Source organism: Kitasatospora sp. NPDC096147, assembly GCF_044763225.1.
In the GTDB taxonomy this organism is placed as follows: Bacteria; Actinomycetota; Actinomycetes; order Streptomycetales; family Streptomycetaceae; genus Kitasatospora.
Map to the genome: position 1 here is coordinate 894294 of NZ_JBIWFX010000002.1, position 16755 is coordinate 911048.

At 74.2% G+C, this 16755-nt stretch carries 13 protein-coding genes; 7 read left to right on the forward strand and 6 right to left on the reverse strand.

The annotated features are described in order from the left end of the window. Positions 1 to 15 precede the first annotated feature (15 nt). Positions 16 to 900 carry an NAD-dependent epimerase/dehydratase family protein gene (locus ACIRBX_RS09585; protein ID WP_402294987.1) on the reverse strand — a complete coding sequence of 295 codons (885 nt, stop codon included), beginning with the start codon at positions 898 to 900 and terminating at the stop codon, positions 16 to 18. 192 nt (positions 901 to 1092) lie between these two features. On the opposite strand from ACIRBX_RS09585, the gene lysA reads away from it, so the two are divergent. After that, positions 1093 to 2346, forward strand: coding sequence for a diaminopimelate decarboxylase (gene lysA / locus ACIRBX_RS09590; protein WP_402294988.1), 1254 nt, complete (start codon positions 1093 to 1095; stop codon positions 2344 to 2346). A 166-nt stretch (positions 2347 to 2512) separates the two neighbouring features. On the opposite strand, the gene ACIRBX_RS09595 is transcribed toward lysA, so the two are convergent. The 3 genes from ACIRBX_RS09595 to ACIRBX_RS09605 all read right to left on the reverse strand — a co-directional run bounded on the left by ACIRBX_RS09595 (position 2513) and on the right by ACIRBX_RS09605 (position 9128). Beyond that, entirely contained in the window at positions 2513 to 4924 is a 2412-nt protein-coding gene (locus ACIRBX_RS09595; RefSeq protein WP_402294990.1) for an FtsX-like permease family protein, read from the reverse strand. Continuing rightward, on the reverse strand, positions 4921 to 5607 hold the full coding sequence (locus ACIRBX_RS09600) for an ABC transporter ATP-binding protein (protein WP_402294991.1): 687 nt from the start codon (positions 5605 to 5607) through the stop codon (positions 4921 to 4923). The genes ACIRBX_RS09595 and ACIRBX_RS09600 overlap by 4 nt, the downstream gene beginning before the upstream one ends. Before the next feature lie 131 nt (positions 5608 to 5738). Continuing rightward, entirely contained in the window at positions 5739 to 9128 is a 3390-nt protein-coding gene (locus tag ACIRBX_RS09605; RefSeq protein ID WP_402294992.1) for a BTAD domain-containing putative transcriptional regulator, read from the reverse strand. A 153-nt stretch (positions 9129 to 9281) separates the two neighbouring features. On the opposite strand from ACIRBX_RS09605, the gene ACIRBX_RS09610 reads away from it, so the two are divergent. Next, positions 9282 to 9467 carry a hypothetical protein gene (locus ACIRBX_RS09610; RefSeq protein WP_402294993.1) on the forward strand — a complete coding sequence of 62 codons (186 nt, stop codon included), beginning with the start codon at positions 9282 to 9284 and terminating at the stop codon, positions 9465 to 9467. Between the two features lie 115 nt (positions 9468 to 9582). Here ACIRBX_RS09610 and ACIRBX_RS09615 read toward each other — a convergent pair whose 3' ends face one another. Continuing rightward, positions 9583 to 10290 (reverse strand): B3/4 domain-containing protein, encoded by a 708-nt coding sequence (locus tag ACIRBX_RS09615; protein WP_402294994.1) that lies wholly within the window; start codon positions 10288 to 10290, stop codon positions 9583 to 9585. A gap of 111 nt (positions 10291 to 10401) precedes the next feature. Beyond that, a complete protein-coding gene (locus ACIRBX_RS09620; RefSeq protein ID WP_057231582.1) occupies positions 10402 to 10890 on the reverse strand; it encodes a hypothetical protein in 489 nt (162 codons plus the stop codon). A 486-nt stretch (positions 10891 to 11376) separates the two neighbouring features. On the opposite strand from ACIRBX_RS09620, the gene hemL reads away from it, so the two are divergent. The 5 genes from hemL to ACIRBX_RS09645 all read left to right on the forward strand — a co-directional run bounded on the left by hemL (position 11377) and on the right by ACIRBX_RS09645 (position 16753). After that, complete coding sequence (gene hemL, locus ACIRBX_RS09625) at positions 11377 to 12708, forward strand: glutamate-1-semialdehyde 2,1-aminomutase (RefSeq protein WP_402294997.1); 1332 nt, start codon at positions 11377 to 11379, stop codon at positions 12706 to 12708. 19 nt (positions 12709 to 12727) lie between these two features. Further along, complete coding sequence (locus ACIRBX_RS09630; RefSeq protein ID WP_402294998.1) at positions 12728 to 13411, forward strand: histidine phosphatase family protein; 684 nt, start codon at positions 12728 to 12730, stop codon at positions 13409 to 13411. Between the two features lie 248 nt (positions 13412 to 13659). Continuing rightward, the gene (locus ACIRBX_RS09635) at positions 13660 to 14256 is read left to right on the forward strand and encodes a TlpA family protein disulfide reductase (protein ID WP_402294999.1); all 597 of its coding nucleotides are present in this window, start codon (positions 13660 to 13662) and stop codon (positions 14254 to 14256) included. Next, positions 14253 to 15032, forward strand: a complete 780-nt coding sequence (locus ACIRBX_RS09640) for a cytochrome c biogenesis CcdA family protein (RefSeq protein WP_402295001.1) — start codon at positions 14253 to 14255, stop codon at positions 15030 to 15032. Before ACIRBX_RS09635 ends, ACIRBX_RS09640 begins: the two co-directional genes overlap by 4 nt. Then, positions 15032 to 16753 (forward strand): cytochrome c biogenesis protein ResB, encoded by a 1722-nt coding sequence (locus tag ACIRBX_RS09645; protein ID WP_402295003.1) that lies wholly within the window; start codon positions 15032 to 15034, stop codon positions 16751 to 16753. The genes ACIRBX_RS09640 and ACIRBX_RS09645 overlap by 1 nt, the downstream gene beginning before the upstream one ends. The last annotated feature ends 2 nt before the right edge of the window (positions 16754 to 16755 follow it).

The following is a 16755-nucleotide window of genomic DNA, read 5'->3' on the forward strand; positions in this document are numbered from 1 at the left end:
CCGGGCTCCCTCGGTTCAGCGCACCTCGGCCAGCACCCCGGGGAGCCAGTCGGTCAGCTCGGAGAACGGGTGACCGAGCTGCCGGGCGCGGGAGTTGTCCATCCCGTAGTAGTGCCCGAAGGAGAACGGCGAGGGCTCGTCACCGTGCTCACCGTCGTGCTCCTCGAAGCGGGCGGCCGGCAGGCCCTGGCGTTCCAGCAGCGCGCACAGCTGCCGGACGTCCGCCTCCCCGGTGGAGCAGGCGTTCACCGGGCCGGTGAAGTCCTGCCCGGCCGCCCAGGCCAGGAAGCCGGCGATCTCGCCGTACTCGACGAAGGTGGCCGGCGCCGGGGCGGCGTGCACGGCGATCTCCCGGCCGGCCCGCATCCGGTCCGCGTAGTGCGCCAGCCGTCCGGTGAAGTCGGCCGCGCCGCCGCCGAGCACGTGCGCGGTGCGGACCGCCGCGTACGGCAGCTCCGACTGCCGGGCCAGCACCGCCTCGGCCCGCCGCTTGCCCTCGGCGTACCCGGTGCCGTCGGTGCCGTCGCCGGTCCAGGCCGCCGGGTCGAACGCGCCCTCCCCGAGCGGGCTCCCGGGCACCCCGCGCACCCGGTCGTAGACCTCGCAGGTGGAGGTCATCAGGTACCGCCCGGCCCGGCCGCCGCCGAACACCCGCAGGGCCGTCCCGGCCTGCTCCGGCCGGTAGAGCACCTGGTCGAGCACCACGTCGAAGCTCCGGCCGCCGAGCGCGGCGGCCAGCTCGGCCTCGTCGTCCCGGTCGGCCCGGACGTGCCGCACCCCCGGCGGGGCGTCCGCCGAGCCCCGGTTCAGCAGCGTCACCCGGTCGCCGCCGTCCCGCAGCAGCTCCACCACCCGCCGCCCGAAGTAGCGGCTCCCACCGATCACCAAGATCTCTCGCATGCAGACCCCAACCGGCGGGGGTGCCCCGGTCTTCCGGAGGTGACGGATCGTCGGGGGATTCGGAGCCCGCCGGCGGGTTGTCCCGGATGCTGGACGGACCGTCCACGGGGTGGTTCAACTGCTGGACAGCCCTGCGGGCGCGGCGGCGGATCCAGCAGGATCGGTCACCACTTCGCCTCCCGGGAGCCCGTGATGACCAGCCCTGCCCGTCCCGTCGGCCCCGTCATCGGTGCCGACCGGATCGCCGCCGTCGCCGAGCAGCACGGCACCCCGGTGTGGATCTACGACGCGGAGACCATCAGGACCCAGATCGCCCGGCTCCGGCGGTTCGACACCGTCCGGTACGCCCAGAAGGCCAGCTCCAACACCCATCTGCTCCGGCTGATGCGGGAGCAGGGCGTGGCGGTGGACGCGGTGTCGCTGGGCGAGTTGGAGCGCGCGCTGCGGGCCGGCTACCGCCCGGAGGGCGAGGACGAGCCGATGGTGCTCACCGCCGACCTGCTGGACCGGGCCACCCTGCGCCGGGTGGTCGAGCTGGGCGTGCCGGTCAACGCGGGCTCCCCGCAGATGCTCGACCAGCTCGGCCAGGCGTCCCCCGGCCACCGGGTCTGGATACGGATCAACCCCGGCTTCGGCCACGGCCACAGCCGCAAGACCAACACCGGCGGCGAGCAGAGCAAGCACGGCATCTGGCACGAGCACCTGGCCGAGGCGCTGGAGCTGGTGGACCGTCACGGTCTCGACCTGACCGGCTTCCACATGCACATCGGCTCCGGGGTGGACTACGGCCACCTGGAGGCGGTCTGCGAGACCATGGTCAAGCAGGTCCGGCTGGCCGGGCGGGACATCCGGGCGATCTCGGCCGGCGGCGGGCTCTCGGTGCCCTACGCGGCGGGCGAGGCCGAGGTCGACACCGAGCGGTACTTCCGGATCTGGGACGCGGCCCGGCAGGAGCTGGCCGCCGAACTCGGCCACCCCGTCCGGTTGGAGATCGAGCCGGGCCGCTTCCTGGTGGCGAACTCCGGGGTGCTGGCGAGCGAGGTGCGGGCCCAGAAGCGGGTCGGCGCCAACCACTTCGTCCTGGTGGACGCCGGCTTCAACGACCTGATGCGGCCCGCGATGTACGGCAGCGCCCACCGCGTCTCGGTGGTCCGGGACGGCGCCCCGCTGACCGCCCTCGCGGTGGACACCGTGCTGGCGGGCCCGCTCTGCGAGTCCGGCGACGTCTTCACCCAGGCGGCCGGCGGCGAGGTGCTCTCGGTGCCGCTGCCCCGGGTGGAGGTCGGTGACCTCGCGGTCTTCCACGACACCGGGGCGTACGGGGCGAGCATGTCCTCCACCTACAACAGCCGCCCGCTGATCCCCGAGGTCCTGGTCGACGGCGCCGAGACCCGGCTGATCCGCCGCCGCCAGACCATCGAGGAACTGCTCGCGCTGGAGGACTGAGCCCGAACCGGCTGACGCCCCGTCGAGGGGACGGGGCGTCAGAACCGCCGGTCGGGTGCGGGCGGGTGGCCGAGCCGGCCGGGCGCGGACCGAGCAGTCGATCCGGCCGGCAGAGTGGTGGACAGGCCACCAGGTGGCCCCCCGCGGGGCGGGCCTGCGGCGAGGGTCACTCGTGCCGTAGCGCGCTCGGGCGGACCAGGCGGATCACGGCCGGCAGGCCGGCCGCCGTGACCAGCAGGACCGCGCCGGCCGCACAGCCGGTGAGCGCCAGCATCGATCCCCAGTCCATCAGGAACTCCATCCCGACGGTGTACTGGAGCAGCGCACCCATGCCCAGCCCGCCGAGCGCGGCCAGCGCCAGGCCGAGCGCCATCGGGATCGCGGTCTGCCAGAGCACCGAGGCGGCCAGCACCCGGCGCCGGGTGCCGAAGGCGTAGAGCACGCCGAGGATGCGCCGCTGCTCGCGCAGCCGCTCCAGCTGGCCGACCAGCAGGCTGACCGCGACCAGCAGCAGGGTGAGCCCGGCCCCGGCGGTGAGCACCCGCTTGACGGCCAGGTAGGTGCTGTCCTGGTCCAGCCAGAGCGGGTGGCCGGTGGTGGCCAGCGGGGAGATCACCATGGCGTCGGTGGTCAGCCGGGCCTTCGGGTCGGCGACCGCCGGGTCCATCGCGACCAGCACGGTGGCGGGCTGACCGCGCAGGACGCCGGCCGGGGTCGCGCCCGGGGTGAGCAGCAGGATGCCGCCCGGCCGGTGCACGTCGTCCGGGTTGACGCCGGGTCGGCTGGGCACCGTCGCGGTGATGGCCGGCACGGTCCACTCGGGTGCCCGGCCGTCGCCGTGGAAGGTCATCGCCCGGACCTTGGCGCCGGGCTCCAGGGCCGATCCGGCCCCGTCCCGGCCGACCCCGGTCGGACCGGTCAGGAAGGCGTCGCCGTCCCGGCAGGAGGGCAGGGTGGCGAACTCGGCCAGGGCCGCGCAGTCGGCGATCCGGACCTCGCCGCCGTCCCACTCCCGGCCGGGCGGGCCGTAGAGCGGGAATTCGGTGAAGCCGACCGTCCGGGCCACGCCGGTGGAGCGGCCGAGCCGTTCGGCCAGCTCCCGGGAGCGCTCGGCGCCGCCGGGGAACGCCACCTCGTGCTGGTAGGCGAAGGCGTCGGCCGGCTGCCGCACCGCGTAGGCGCCGCTGACGCCGAAGAACAGGGTCTGCAGGGCGATCGCCCCGGCGACCGTGACCACCACGCCGCTGACGGCGGTGGCCGCCGGGCCGGAGCCCAGCTGGAGCCGGCGGACCGCCAACTGCCAGGAGAGCGGGCCGCCGTGGGCCCGGCGGATGATCGCCTCGACCAGCCAGGGCAGCAGGGTGCAGACCGCCAGCAGCATCAGCAGCACGCCGAAGGCGACCAGCAGCGAGCCGAAGGTGTCGTGCACCGGGTTCAGCAGGTCGTCCGAGGGCGTGTAGCCCGGGGCGGCCGGGGCCGGCATCAGCATCGCGGCGGCCGTCACCAGCAGGCCGAGGAAGGCCAGTGCCAGCCGCCACCAGATCCTCCGCCGCTCCCGGCCGGTGCGCCGGACCACGCCCAGCGGGTCCACCGCGATCCGGCGCATCGCGCCGAGCGTGACCAGGACGGCGAGCGCGGGCACGGCCAGGGCGACCGCGAGGCCGATCGCCGGCTGCGGGGAGATGTCCCCGGCGTAGAAGCTGAAGCCGGCCACGGTGACGTGCTCGGCCAGCTGACGGCCGCTCAGGAAGAGCAGCGCCCCGAGCGCGACCCCGAACAGCGAGCCGATCAGCGACTCGCCGGCCGCGAACCAGGAGGTCATCCGCCGGTCCGCCCCGGCCAGCCGGAGCGCGGCCAGCCGACGGTCCCGGCGCTCGCCGCCGAAGCGGGCGGCGGCGGCCAGGAAGACCCCGACCGGGGCCAGCATCACGATCAGGCCGACGGTGTTCAGCAGCACCAGCCGGGAGTCCATCTCCTTCGGCGGGGCGAAGTGCCCGTACTGCTCCACCCGCAGCGCCCCGCCGTCCACGCTCAGCGTGTCCGAGCCGAGCGCGAAGGCGTACTGGCCGGGGCCGAGCAGGCCGGCCGGGCCGATGGTGCCGGTCACCGGGTAGGGCAGCCGCTCGCGGAGCAGTTCGCTGCCGGGCTCGGCCAGCAGCCGGGCCAGGGCGGGCGAGACGGCCATGCGGCCGGGCTCCGGGAAGGCGGCGAGCCCCGGCGGCGGGACGGCCGCCGCACCCTCGCGCTGCACCACCCGGCCCCGGACGGGGGAGGCGTCGAAGGTGCTGTCGGCGTTGGCGAGCAGCACGCTGCGGTCGGTGGGGGCGGTGATCCCGTCGTCGCCGAAGGTGTCGTTCTGCAGGTAGAGCCGCTGGTTGCGGTGGTCGATGATGCCGGGGAAGGAGGCGGTGAAGAGCAGCAGCGCCACGCCGAGGGCGACCCCGGCGGCGGTCAGCGCCAGCCGGCCCCAGCCCTCCCGGCCGCTGCCGAGCGCCAGCCGGGCGCCGAGCGCCAGTTGGGCGGGCGCGCGCAGGCGTCCGGGCTTCGGGGGTGTGGGGTTGGTGGGGGCGGTGGTCATGCGGCGGTCTCCAGACCGGTGGTGCGTCCGTCGCGGACCACGATCTCACGGTCGGCGTAGGCGGCCACCCGGGGCTCGTGGGTGACCAGCACCACGGCGGCGCCGGTCTCCTTGGCGGCCGAGGCGAGCAGGGACATCACCCGCTCGCCGTTCAGCGAGTCCAGCGCCCCGGTCGGCTCGTCGGCGAAGACCACCGACGGACGGGTGATCAGGGCCCGGGCCACCCCGACCCGTTGGCCCTGCCCGCCGGAGACCTCGCCGGGCCGCTTGGCCGCCACCTCGGAGACCTGGAGCCGCTCCAGCCACTCGGCGGCCTGCTGCTCGGCCGCCGCCCGGCGGACGCCGTTCAGCCGTAGCGGCAGCGCGACGTTCTCCAGGCAGCTCAACTCCGGTACCAGCTGGCCGAACTGGAACAGGAAGCCGAACTCGGTACGGCGCAGCTCGCTCAGCTCGGCGTCGCTGCGGTCGGTCAGCGTACGGCCCCGGTGGCTGACCGTGCCGCCGTCGGGGCGGGTGATCCCGGCCAGGCAGTGCAGCAGGGTCGACTTCCCGGAGCCCGAGGGGCCCATCACGGCGACGATCTCGCCGGTGTCGACGGTGATCGAGGCATCGCTGAGGGCCTGGGTCGGACCGAAGGTCTTCTGCAGTCCCCGGGCGGAGAGAAGCGTGGCAGGCGAGGTCATTCGCACGGCTCCGTGGTGGCTCGGTCGGGCCCATACCGCTGCGGCGGCCCGCTGCGGCTGACTATACACACGAGGTATACATCGAGTGCATAGCAGGGTGCGGAGATGCCCGTGTGAAGGTGACCGGTGGATCAGTGCAGGTCGGAGGGGGTCTGGCGGTCGCTCGGGCTGCCGGGTGGGGCGGCCAGCAGTTCGCGGACGGCCTTGGCCTCGGGGGCGCCGAGCCGGTCGAACAGTGCCAGTGCGGCGTGCAGCCGGTCCCGGTCCCCGGTGGCCCGGCCGAGCACGGTCTGGGCCAGCGCCTGGCCGTAGGTCCGGCCCAGCTCCTCGGCGATCTCCAGTGCGCGGGAGGCCAGTCCGACCGCCTCCGGGCGGCCCTGGTCGAGCCGGCACTCGGCGAGCCTGGCCAGCGTCATCCCCTCCCAGTCCCCGTTGCCGTGCGCACGGAACAGCTCCAGCGCCTCGGTCAGCCGCTCCGCCGCCGCGGCCGGCTCCCCGGCCTGCCGCAGCACGCAGCCGTACTGGTAGAGCACCCGGGCCAGCCCCGAGCCGTTGCCGACCGTCCGGGCGTCCCGGGCCGCCCGTCGGGCGTCGACCACCGCCCCGGCCGGATCGCCGAGCGCCAGCCTGGCCCGGGAGATCGCCGAGAGGACCCGGGCGGAGCTGCCCCGGTCTCCGGCGCGCTCCGCCAACTGCCGTGCGGTCAGGAGGAGTTCGAGCGCCTGCTCGGGGCGGCCGGTGGTCAGCCGGAGCACCCCGAGGGCGTTCACGGCCAGGTGGCGGCCGACGGTGTCCCGGGCCCGCTCGGACAGCTCCATGCTGCGGATCAGCTGACGCTCCGCCAGCCCGTAGGCGTCGGTGCCGTAGTGCAGCACCCCGGCCAGGTAGTGCGCCCGGCCCTCGGCCGCCGGATCGCCCTGCTCCCAGGCGGCACCGGCCGCCAGCTCGATCAGCCGCTGGAACTCCCGCCGGTACGCCGGGCCCTCGGCCAGGCCGAACCAGATCAGCAGCAGGTCCACCGCCGGCCGGGCGGCGGACGGGAGTTCGCGCAGTGCACGCTCGACCGTGCCGGCCAGCAGGGCGTGCCGCTCACGCAGCCAGCGCCGGGCGGTCGCCGGATCGGGCAGCGCCAAGCCCGGGCCCTCGGTCGGGTGCAGGCCGTGGTGCAGCGCGTGGTCCGGCTCGATCCGCTGCGAGGCGTTCACGGCGGTGGCCAGCAGGTGGTCCAGCAGCCGGTGCAGCGCGGCCTGCCGGTCCTCCACCGGATCGAGCCGCTCGGACTGCCGGGCCGCCTCCAGCCGGAGCAGGTCGTGGTAGCGGTAGCTACCGGACCGGTAGGGCTCCAAAAGCCCTGCTTCCACCAGGAGTTCGGCCAGCTCCTCGGTCTCCTCCACGGTGCGGTCGAGCAGCGCGGCGGCGGCGTCCAGCGGCAGCTCCACCGCCTCGGCGCCGGCCAGCAGCCGGAAGGCACGGGCCGGTTCGGGGGCCAGCGCGGCGAGCGCGGGGCCGAGGACGGCCTCCAGCGCGGGGCCACCGGCCTGCGGGCGGTCCGGCCGCCGGCTCTCCGCCCGCAGCCGCTCCGCCAGCGCGGCCAACGGCCGCTCCTCCGGTGCCGATCCGGCGCTCTTCGTGCCCTCTGTGCCCTCTGCGCCCTCTGTGCCCTCCGCGCCCGCTGCGCTCTCTCGTGGCGATCCGGTGCCGTCCGTGGCCTCGGCGGGTTGGGCGTTCGCGGCGTTTGCGGCGGCGGCCACTGAACCGGCACCCACCGCACCGGCGGCCACCCGCACCGCCAGCGGCAACCGGCCGCAGTACTCGGTCAGTTCACGGGCCGCCTGCGGTTCGGCGGCCACCCGCTCCGGGCCGGCCAGCGCGCCGAACAGCTCCACCGCCTGGCCGCCCGGCAGCGGCTCCAGTTCGAACTGCCGGGCCCCCGGCGGTCGCAGCGTCCGCGCCCGGCTGGTGACCAGCACCGCGCAGCCGCTGCTCTCCGGCAGCAGCGGGCCGATCTGCCCGGTGCCCCGGGCGTCGTCGAGCACCACCAGCATCCGGCGCCCGGCCAGCAACGACCGGTAGAGCGCGGCCCGTTGGTCCACGTCCTCCGGGATCGCGGCGGACGGTGTGCCCAGGGTCTGCAGGAAGCCGGCCAGTACCGCCCCCGCCTCGGCCGGTGCCGGGCTGGCGCCGTGCAGGTCCGCGTGCAGCTGGCCGTCCGGGAAACGTTCCTGCACCCGGTGCGCCACGTGCACGGCGAGGGCGGTCTTGCCCACTCCGCCCGGGCCGGTCACGGTGCAGACCGGCACCGTGCCGCCCGCGTCGGGTCTCAGGTGGGCGGCGAGCTCCTCGGCGGTCTCCTGCCGGCCGGTGAAGCCGGCCACGTCGGCGGTGAGCTGACGGGGAGTGGGGAGCCCGGGGACGGCGGCCGGGGCCGCCGCCCGCAGCACCCGGGGCGGTGTGCTCCGGCCGAGCGGGGTGCGCTGGGCCGGGACGGACGGCGCGGGGCGGGCCGTGGTGGCGCTCCGGCCGGTGCCGGTGCCGGTGCCGGTGCCGGCCGGGCCGGACCGGTCGGCCGGACCGGCCGGGAGGGACCGTCCCGGCGGGCCGAAGGGCGTACCGGTGCGGACCGGCCCGCCGGGCTCGGCCGGGCCGTTGGAGCCCTCCGGGCCGGGCAGGTCCAGGGTCGGCCGGTCCAGCGGCGGCCGGTCCAGCACCGGGCCGTCCAGGGTCGGATCGGCCGTCAGGATGCGCCGTTGCAGGTCGGCCAGCCGCACCCCGGGCTCCACCCCCAGCTCGGCCCGGAGCAGCCGCCGGGTGTCGGCGAACACCCCGAGTGCCTCGGCCTGCCGCCCGCTCCGGTACAGCGCCAGCATCAGCTGCGCCCGGGGCCGCTCGCGCAGCGGGTGGGCGGCGGCCAGCGTCTGCAGCTCGGCCACCGCGTCGGCCGGCCTTCCGGCCGCCAGCAGGCAGTCCAGCACCTCCTCCTGGGCCCGCACCCGCAGCTCGGTCAGCCGGGTGCGCTGCCGCTCCGCGTACGGCCCGGGCACCCCGGCCAGGGCCGTCCCGCTCCACTCGGCCAGCGCCCGGCTCAGCGTCAGCGAGGCCGGGTCCCCGGAGCCGCAGCCGGCTCCCGAGTCGGCTGCCTCGGCCGCCTCGGCCAGCCGTCGTTCGAAGCGGAGCGCGTCCACCGTCTCGGCCGGCACCGCGAGCAGGTGGCCGCCGTCGGCCGAGGTCAGCACGGCACCGGCGGCCGGGCCCGCCCAGTCGGGTTCCAGTGCCGCACGCAGCTCCCGGAGGTGCTGATCCAGGATCACCGCCGCCCGGGCCGGCCGGTGCCGCCCCCAGAGCGCCTCGGTCAACTCCTCGGTGCCGACGGGCCGGCCGGGGCGCAGCAGCAGGACGGCCAGGACGGCGCGTTGCTGCGGCAGGCCGAGGTCCAGCTCGCGGCCGTCCAGCTGTCCGCGTACCGGGCCCAGCAGTTGGAAGCAGAACCCCTTGTCCGGGTCCGGCCCCTCCAGCTCCGCCATCTGGTCCCCCCACTGTTCGCTCCGCCCACGTCCGATCCCCGATATCCGGAGCGGGCGGCCCCACGGTACACCGGAGCCCCGGCATTGATCGTTTGTTGATCGGCGGCCAGCAGGATGGCCCGGTCCGAACTCCGAGCGGGAGGAACCCCCGTCATGAGCCCGTACCAGCCGCAGTCCGCCGGCACCGGAGCCGAGCCGGCTCCGGTCCGGCCCGCGCACCCGCCGACCGTGACCGGCACCCGGCCGGTGGTCGGCCCGCCGCCCGCCGTGGTCCCACTGCACACCGTCGTCCCACTGCACACTGTGGTCCCCGAGGAGGAGAAGCGCAGACGGAGTTGATTCCGTCACACCCGCCGTCACACCCGCCGCCGCACCGGCCGTCCCGCCCGCCGTCCCACTCGTGTCCCGCCCGCCGTGACGGCAGGTGGGACGGCAGCTGGGACGGCCGGTCCGGTCAGCCGAGCTCGACCACCGGCCCGGCCGGGCTCAGCGCGTGCACGGCGGTCGCGTCCGCGTGCGGGGCCAGCAGCGCCAGCAGGTCGTCGGTGGCGGCGGTCAGGAGGGCCCCGTCGTGCTCGGCCCGCAGGGTCTCCAGCACGAAGACCACCGCGCGGGAGTCCGCGGTGACCCGGGTGCGGTGGGCGTCCCGGTGGTTCCAGTGCCTGGTCAGCACGTGCTCGCCGTCGGCGTAGACCACCTCGCCGGGGACGGGGTGCTCCACCGTCTCGGGCTCGCCGAGCGGGGTGAAGCGCTCGCCTCCGGCAGCGTGACGGATCGTCACCTCCCCCTCCAGTGCCGCGAGGTCGAAGGCCCCGGCGGGCAGACCGTGCCGCACCGACACCGCGTTGTAGGAGTCCACCGCCGGGTTGATCCGGGGCAGCCGCCCCTGCCGGGCCAGCCGCCGCCCGAGCGCGTCCACGCTCGGCCGCACCCGGCGCGGGTTGGTGCCGAACGCCCGGTACGCCGCGTGCCACGCCGCGATCCGCTCGTCCGTCTCGTCGGCCGGCCGCCAACTCCCCGCCGCCAGCTGCTCCAACTCCGCCAGCGCCCCGGCGGTGGCCGGCCACTCCTCCCGGCCGCGCACTCCGTGCGCGGTGACCAGCACGATCCGGGCCTGCGGGAAGGCCGTGGCGACGGAAGGGTCCAGACGGAAGGTGGTCATGACGGCAGCTCCGTTCTCCGGGCGGGCACCGTGCCCACGGAGCATCCTCGGCCACCCGGCCGCCGTGGTGCCGCCGGGTCCGTCAGGTGGAAGCCGCGCCCGGACGGGCCGTCAGGGCCAGACCAGGCAGTACAGCTGGTGGCCCGCGTCGTGCAGGCGGTTCGCGAAGTCCTGCCACTCGTGCAGCATCGTGTAGATCACGAAGGCGTCCCGGGGGCCCCGGCGGTCGGGGACGGTGGACCAGATGAAGGCGGCGGCGCCGAGTTCGGTCTCGTCGGCCTTGCGGAGCGGTTCGACCACGGTGTGCGGGAGCTGGACCACGGCGTAGTCGGGGTGCAGCACGACCAGCTCCAGGGGCGGGACCTGGTGCAGCGGGACGCCCTGGATGCCGGTGAGGACCATCGCGGACATGGTCTCGGGCTTGATCTTGGTGGAGAGGTGTCCGTTGGGTGAGCCGCTGGTCTCCATCAGGTCCCCGAGCCGCCCGAGCGAGCCGAGCTCGCCCGCGTCCAGGCCCAGACCTCCGGGGCCGAGGGCGGTGGGGACTCTGGCGGCGGTGGCCCGGTCGGGAGCTCCGAAGTACTTGTAGGTGACCCCCACGCTGCCCTCACCCCGCTTTCCCCTGCCCGAACCCGTACCCCCACCAGCGGCACCGGCTCGCCAGGCACGCCTGCGGGAGCCACCCGCGGCCTCCTCGTGGCCGTCCTGCGCCTCGGACACTCGGACCATCCTCACCGGAATTCGCCGGAATCGACAGACCCCCGCACGCTCGGTGTCCCTCCGAACGTGCCCACTACCCGCTCCACGTCGCCGTACACGGCCGCCCGGTCACATTCTGACCGCTCCGGCGGGGCGGTCGCACGACGGAGCGGACGCACCGTCAGGTCCGGACGGACGGACGTGCCGTCAGTCCCGTGGACGGTGATCGAAGCGGTACGGACCACCGTACCCACGACACTACGGACCGTACAGTCCGCGCCGGTCACATCCGCACCCCGCCCGCGCTCCGGACGACACCCGATCATCGTTCCAGATGATCGGGTCCGACATGCGGAGGACCAGGACACGATTTGAGACCATGTCCGGGTGACCAACCCGAAGAGCTACCCCTACGAGGCCCCGCAGAGCCAGTCGCTGTTCGACCGCGCGTCGGTCGTGACCCCCGGCGGCGTCAACTCCCCGGTGCGCGCGTTCCGCGCCGTCGGCGGCACCCCGAGGTTCATGGTGTCCGGCACCGGCCCCTACCTGACCGACGAGGACGGCCGCGAGTACGTCGACCTGGTCTGCTCCTGGGGACCGATGATCCTCGGGCACGCCCACCCGGCGGTGGTCGAGGCGGTGCAGCGGGCGGTGGCGCTCGGCACCTCCTTCGGCACCCCCGGTCGCGGCGAGGTGGAGCTGGCCGAGGAGATCGTCGAGCGGATCGCGCCGGTCGAGCAGGTCCGGCTGGTGTCCAGCGGCACCGAGGCGACCATGTCGGCGATCCGGCTGGCCCGGGGCTTCACCGGCCGGGCCAAGGTGGTGAAGTTCGCCGGCTGCTACCACGGCCACGTGGACGCGCTGCTGGCGGCGGCCGGCTCCGGCGTCGCGACCTTCGGCCTGCCGGACACCCCCGGGGTGACGGGGGCTCAGGCCGGCGACACCATCGTGCTGCCGTACAACGACCTCGACGCCGTCCGGGCCGCGTTCGCCGCCCACTCCGGCGAGATCGCCTGCGTGATCACCGAGGCCTCCCCGGGCAACATGGGCGTGGTGCCCCCGCTGCCGGGCTTCAACAAGGGACTCTCCGAGCTCTGCGCGGCCAACGGCGCGCTCTTCGTCTCGGACGAGGTGATGACCGGCTTCCGCACCTCCAAGGCCGGCTGGTACGGCGTCGAGGCGGCCCGCGAGGGCTGGGCACCGGACCTGCTGACCTTCGGCAAGGTGATGGGCGGCGGCTTCCCGGCGGCGGCCTTCGGCGGCCGGGCCGACGTGATGGGCCACCTGGCCCCGGCCGGCCCGGTCTACCAGGCGGGCACCCTCTCCGGGAACCCGATCGCCACCGCGGCCGGCCTGGCCCAGCTGCGGCACTGCACCGACGAGGTGTACGCCAAGGTCGACGCGGTCTCCGCCGAGATCTCCGGCCTGGTGAGCGCGGCGCTGGCCAAGGAGGGCGTGGCGCACCGGCTGCAGACCGCGAGCAACATGTTCTCGGTCTTCTTCCTCGACGAGGCCGTCACCGACTACGAGGTGGCGAAGCGTCAGGAGTCCTTCCGCTTCACCGCCTTCTTCCAGTCGATGCTGTCGCAGGGGGTCTACCTCCCGCCGTCGGCATTCGAGTCCTGGTTCGTCTCGGCCGCGCACGACGAGCGCGCCGTGGAACTCATCGCCGCCGCCCTGCCGGCCGCCGCCCGCGCGGCTGCCGAGGCACGGGCCTGATCCGGGGGAGCACCGGGACATGAGCAGCAAGGACATCACCGTCGTCCACCTGATGCGGCACGGCGAGGTGCACAACCCGGAGGGCATCCTCTACGGACGCCTGCCGGACTACCACCTCTCCGAGCTCGGCCGGCAGATGGCCGACCGGGTGGCCGAGGACCTGGCGGGCCGCGACATCACGTACGTGGTCGCCTCCCCGCTGGAGCGGGCGCAGGAGACCGCCGAGCCGATCGCCAAGTCGCACGGGCTGACCGTCGCGACGGACGGGGAGCTGATCGAGGCGGACAACATCTTCCAGGGCAAGACCTTCGGGGTCGGTGACGGCTCGTTGAAGAACCCCGCGTACTGGAAGTACCTGACCAACCCGTTCCGCCCGTCCTGGGGCGAGCCGTACATCGAGCAGGCGGTGCGCATGATGGGCGCGCTCGCCAAGGCCCGGGACGCGGCGCGCGGCCACGAGGCGGTCTGCGTCAGCCACCAGCTGCCGATCTGGATCGCCCGCTCGTTCGCCGAGCGCCGCCGGCTCTGGCACGACCCGCGCCGCCGCCAGTGCTCGCTGGCCTCGCTGACCAGCTTCACCTACGAGGGCGAGAAGCTGGTCTCGATCGGCTACCGCGAGCCGGCCCGCGACCTGCTGCCGGCCCACCTGGTCGGCAAGGGCAAGAAGGGCGACGCCCCCGTCGGCAAGAGCTTCGGCGCCTGACGCCCCGTCGGGCCCCGACCCGACGGAGTACCACCCGCCCCCGGGCACACCGTTCCGAACGGTGCGCCCGGGGGCGTCGTCGTGTCCGGGGCGGCGCACCCGGCGGGCTGACCGGGTGTCAGGTGCCGGTGGGGCGAATTGCCCGTTTTAAGGGGATCGTAAGTACGATCGCCGCAGGTCAAGGGGGGTCGCTCGGTCAACCGAGGACCCCCCTAAAACGGGCCGAAGTGTCATGCGAAACTTTTCACATGTCTGGGACGACCTGCCGCTTCCTGCGCCCCGCCGCCGCTCTCGCGGCCGCCGGCGCCCTCGCGCTCACCGGTTGCACGGCCGACTCCGCCGGTGCGGACGGCCGGGCCGGTTTCGTCGCCGGCAAGGGCGGCCTGGACACCGCGAAGCCGGGCGCCCGCGACACCGCGCCGGAGGTCGGCGGCACCCTGCTGGACGGCGGCAGGGCGAGCCTCGCCGACTACCGGGGCAAGGTCGTGGTGCTCAACATCTGGGGCTCCTGGTGCGGTCCGTGCCGGGCCGAGGCCAAGGGCCTCCAAGAGGTCTGGACGAAGTACCAGGACCAGGGCGTGCAGTTCCTCGGCATCAACACCAGGGACGCGGTGCCGGCCAACGCGGTTGCGTTCGAGAAGAACTTCGGGGTGACCTACCCGAGCATCTTCGACCCGGACGGCACCCAGATCCTCAAGTTCCCCAAGGGCACCCTGAATCCGCAGTCCATCCCGACCACCATCGTGGTCGACCGGGAGGGCAAGCTGGCCGCCCGGGCGATGCGCGCGCTGTCGACCGAGGACCTGGAGGCCCTGATCAAGCCCGTCGTGGACGAGGCGAAGTGAGCGCCGTCCTGCTCGCCGCGGGGGTGACCCCGAACGAGACGGTCGCCAGCGGCGCGATCCTGCTGGCCCTGCCGATCGCCCTGGCGGCCGGCCTGGTCTCCTTCTTCTCGCCCTGCGTGCTCCCGCTGGTGCCCGGCTACCTCAGCTACGTCACCGGCTTCTCGGCCGCCGACCTGGCCGAGGCCAAGGGCGGCAACCGGGGGCGGATGCTGCTCGGCTCGCTGCTCTTCATCCTCGGCTTCACCGTCGTCTTCGTCTCCGGCGGCGCGCTGTTCGGCTACTTCGGCTGGACCCTGCAGCAGCACCAGCAGACCATCAACGTGGTGATGGGCCTGCTCACCATCGCGATGGGCCTGGCCTTCATGGGCCTGCTGCCCGGCTTCTCGATGCGCGAGCTGCGCACCCACCGCCGCCCGGCGGTCGGCCTGGCCGGGGCGCCGCTGCTCGGCCTGGTCTTCGGCATCGGCTGGACCCCGTGCATGGGCCCGACCATGGCGGCGATCCAGGGGCTGGCCTTCAATCAGGCCTCGCCCGGGCGCGGCGCGTTGTTGATGCTCGTCTACTGCCTCGGCCTCGGCGTACCGTTCGTGCTGGCCGCGGTGGCCTTCCGCCGGGCGCTCGGTGCCTTCGGCTGGGTCAAGCGGCACTACCAGCTGGTGATGCGGATCGGCGGCGGCATGCTGGTCTTGGTCGGCCTGCTGCTGGTCACCGGAGTGTGGGACACCCTGGTCACCGAGCTCCAGTACTACTTCGGCGACACCTCGATCGGAATCTGATGACCACCCACACCGACGTCGAGAACGTCGAGCACGAGGCGGAGCGGCTGACCTCCGCGCCCGAGGAGGGCGACCAAGGCCCGGTCGGCATCGGCCTGCTCGGCTGGCTGCGCTGGACGTGGCGTCAGCTCACCTCGATGCGGGTCGCGCTGATCCTGCTGTTCCTGCTCTCGCTGGCCTCGATCCCCGGCTCGCTGATCCCGCAGAACAGCAAGAACGCCTTCAAGGTCGCCGAGTGGAAGGCCGCCCACCCGACCGTCACCCCGGTCTACGAGAAGCTCCAGCTGTTCGACGTCTACAGCTCGGCCTGGTTCTCGGCGATCTACATCCTGCTGTTCGTCTCGCTGGCCGGCTGCATCGTCCCGCGCACCTGGCAGTTCGTCGGCGTGCTGCGCTCCCGCCCGCCGGCCGCCCCCCGGACGCTGACCCGGATGCCGGCCCACGCGGCCTGGTACACCGGCGCCGACCCGAAGGCCGTCAACGCCGCCGCGTACGCGCTGCTGAAGAAGCGCGGCTTCCGGACCCACCTGGCCGACGGCTCGGTGGCGGCCGAGAAGGGCTACCTGCGCGAGGTGGGCAACCTGCTGTTCCACTTCTCGCTGTTCGCCCTGCTGGCCGGCTTCGCCTGGGCCAGCCTGGCCAGCGGTACCGGTGGCAAGCTGGTCATCGAGGGCCAGGGCTACTCCAACACCGCGACCCAGCTGGACGACTTCACCGGCTCGGCCTTCTACGGGGTCGAGGACCTGGACGCGTTCGGCTTCAAGCTGGACAACTTCACCTCGAAGTTCGCGACCTCCGGCCCGCAGGCCGGCTCGGCCCGCCAGTTCACCGCGCACGTGCGGTACTGGACCGGCAGCGACCAGTCGAAGCTGACCAAGGGCGACATCGAGGTCAACCACCCGCTGGAGATCGGCGGTTCCAAGGTCTTCCTGATCGGCCACGGCTACGCGCCCGTGGTCACGGTCAAGAACGCGGCCGGCGAGAAGGTCTACTCCGGCCCGACCGCCTTCCTCCCGCAGGACGGCAACCTCACCTCCACCGGCGTGTTCAAGGTCAGCGACTACGGGCTGAAGGACGGTCAGAAGACCCAGCTCGGCTTCCGCGGCTACTTCCTGCCGACGGCGCCGGAGAGCTTCGAGAAGACCGGCCCGGTCTCGCTCTTCCCGGCCCCGGCCGACCCGCTGCTGGTGCTCACCGCCTACGCCGGCGACCTGGGCACCGACTCGGGCCTGCCGCAGAACGTCTACCAGCTGGACACCAAGAAGCTCACCCAGCTCAAGGAGGACGGTGACCTGGCCCGGGCGAAGCTGAAGCCCGGTCAGGCGTGGACCCTGCCGGACGGCTACGGCACCCTCACCTTCGAGGGCTACCAGCAGTGGGCCAGCTTCGAGGTCTCGCACCGCCCCGGCAACGCCGTCGCCCTGGTCGGCGCGGTCTGCGCCATCCTCGGCCTGATCGGCTCGCTGCTCGTCCAGCGCCGCCGGATCTGGGTCCGCGCGGTGGCCACCCCCGACGGCCGCACCCTGGTCGAGCTGGCCGGCCTCGGCCGCAGCGAGTCCGCCAAGATCGCCGAGGAGCTGGCCGAGCTCGCGGTCGAGCTCCAGGACGACGCCCCCGCCGTCGAGGACGACGAGGACGACGCGTCCGCCGTCGACCAGGACGACGCGTCCGACGAAGACTCAGCAACCCCTGCCCGCACCGCACAGGACTCCAAGGAGTAGAC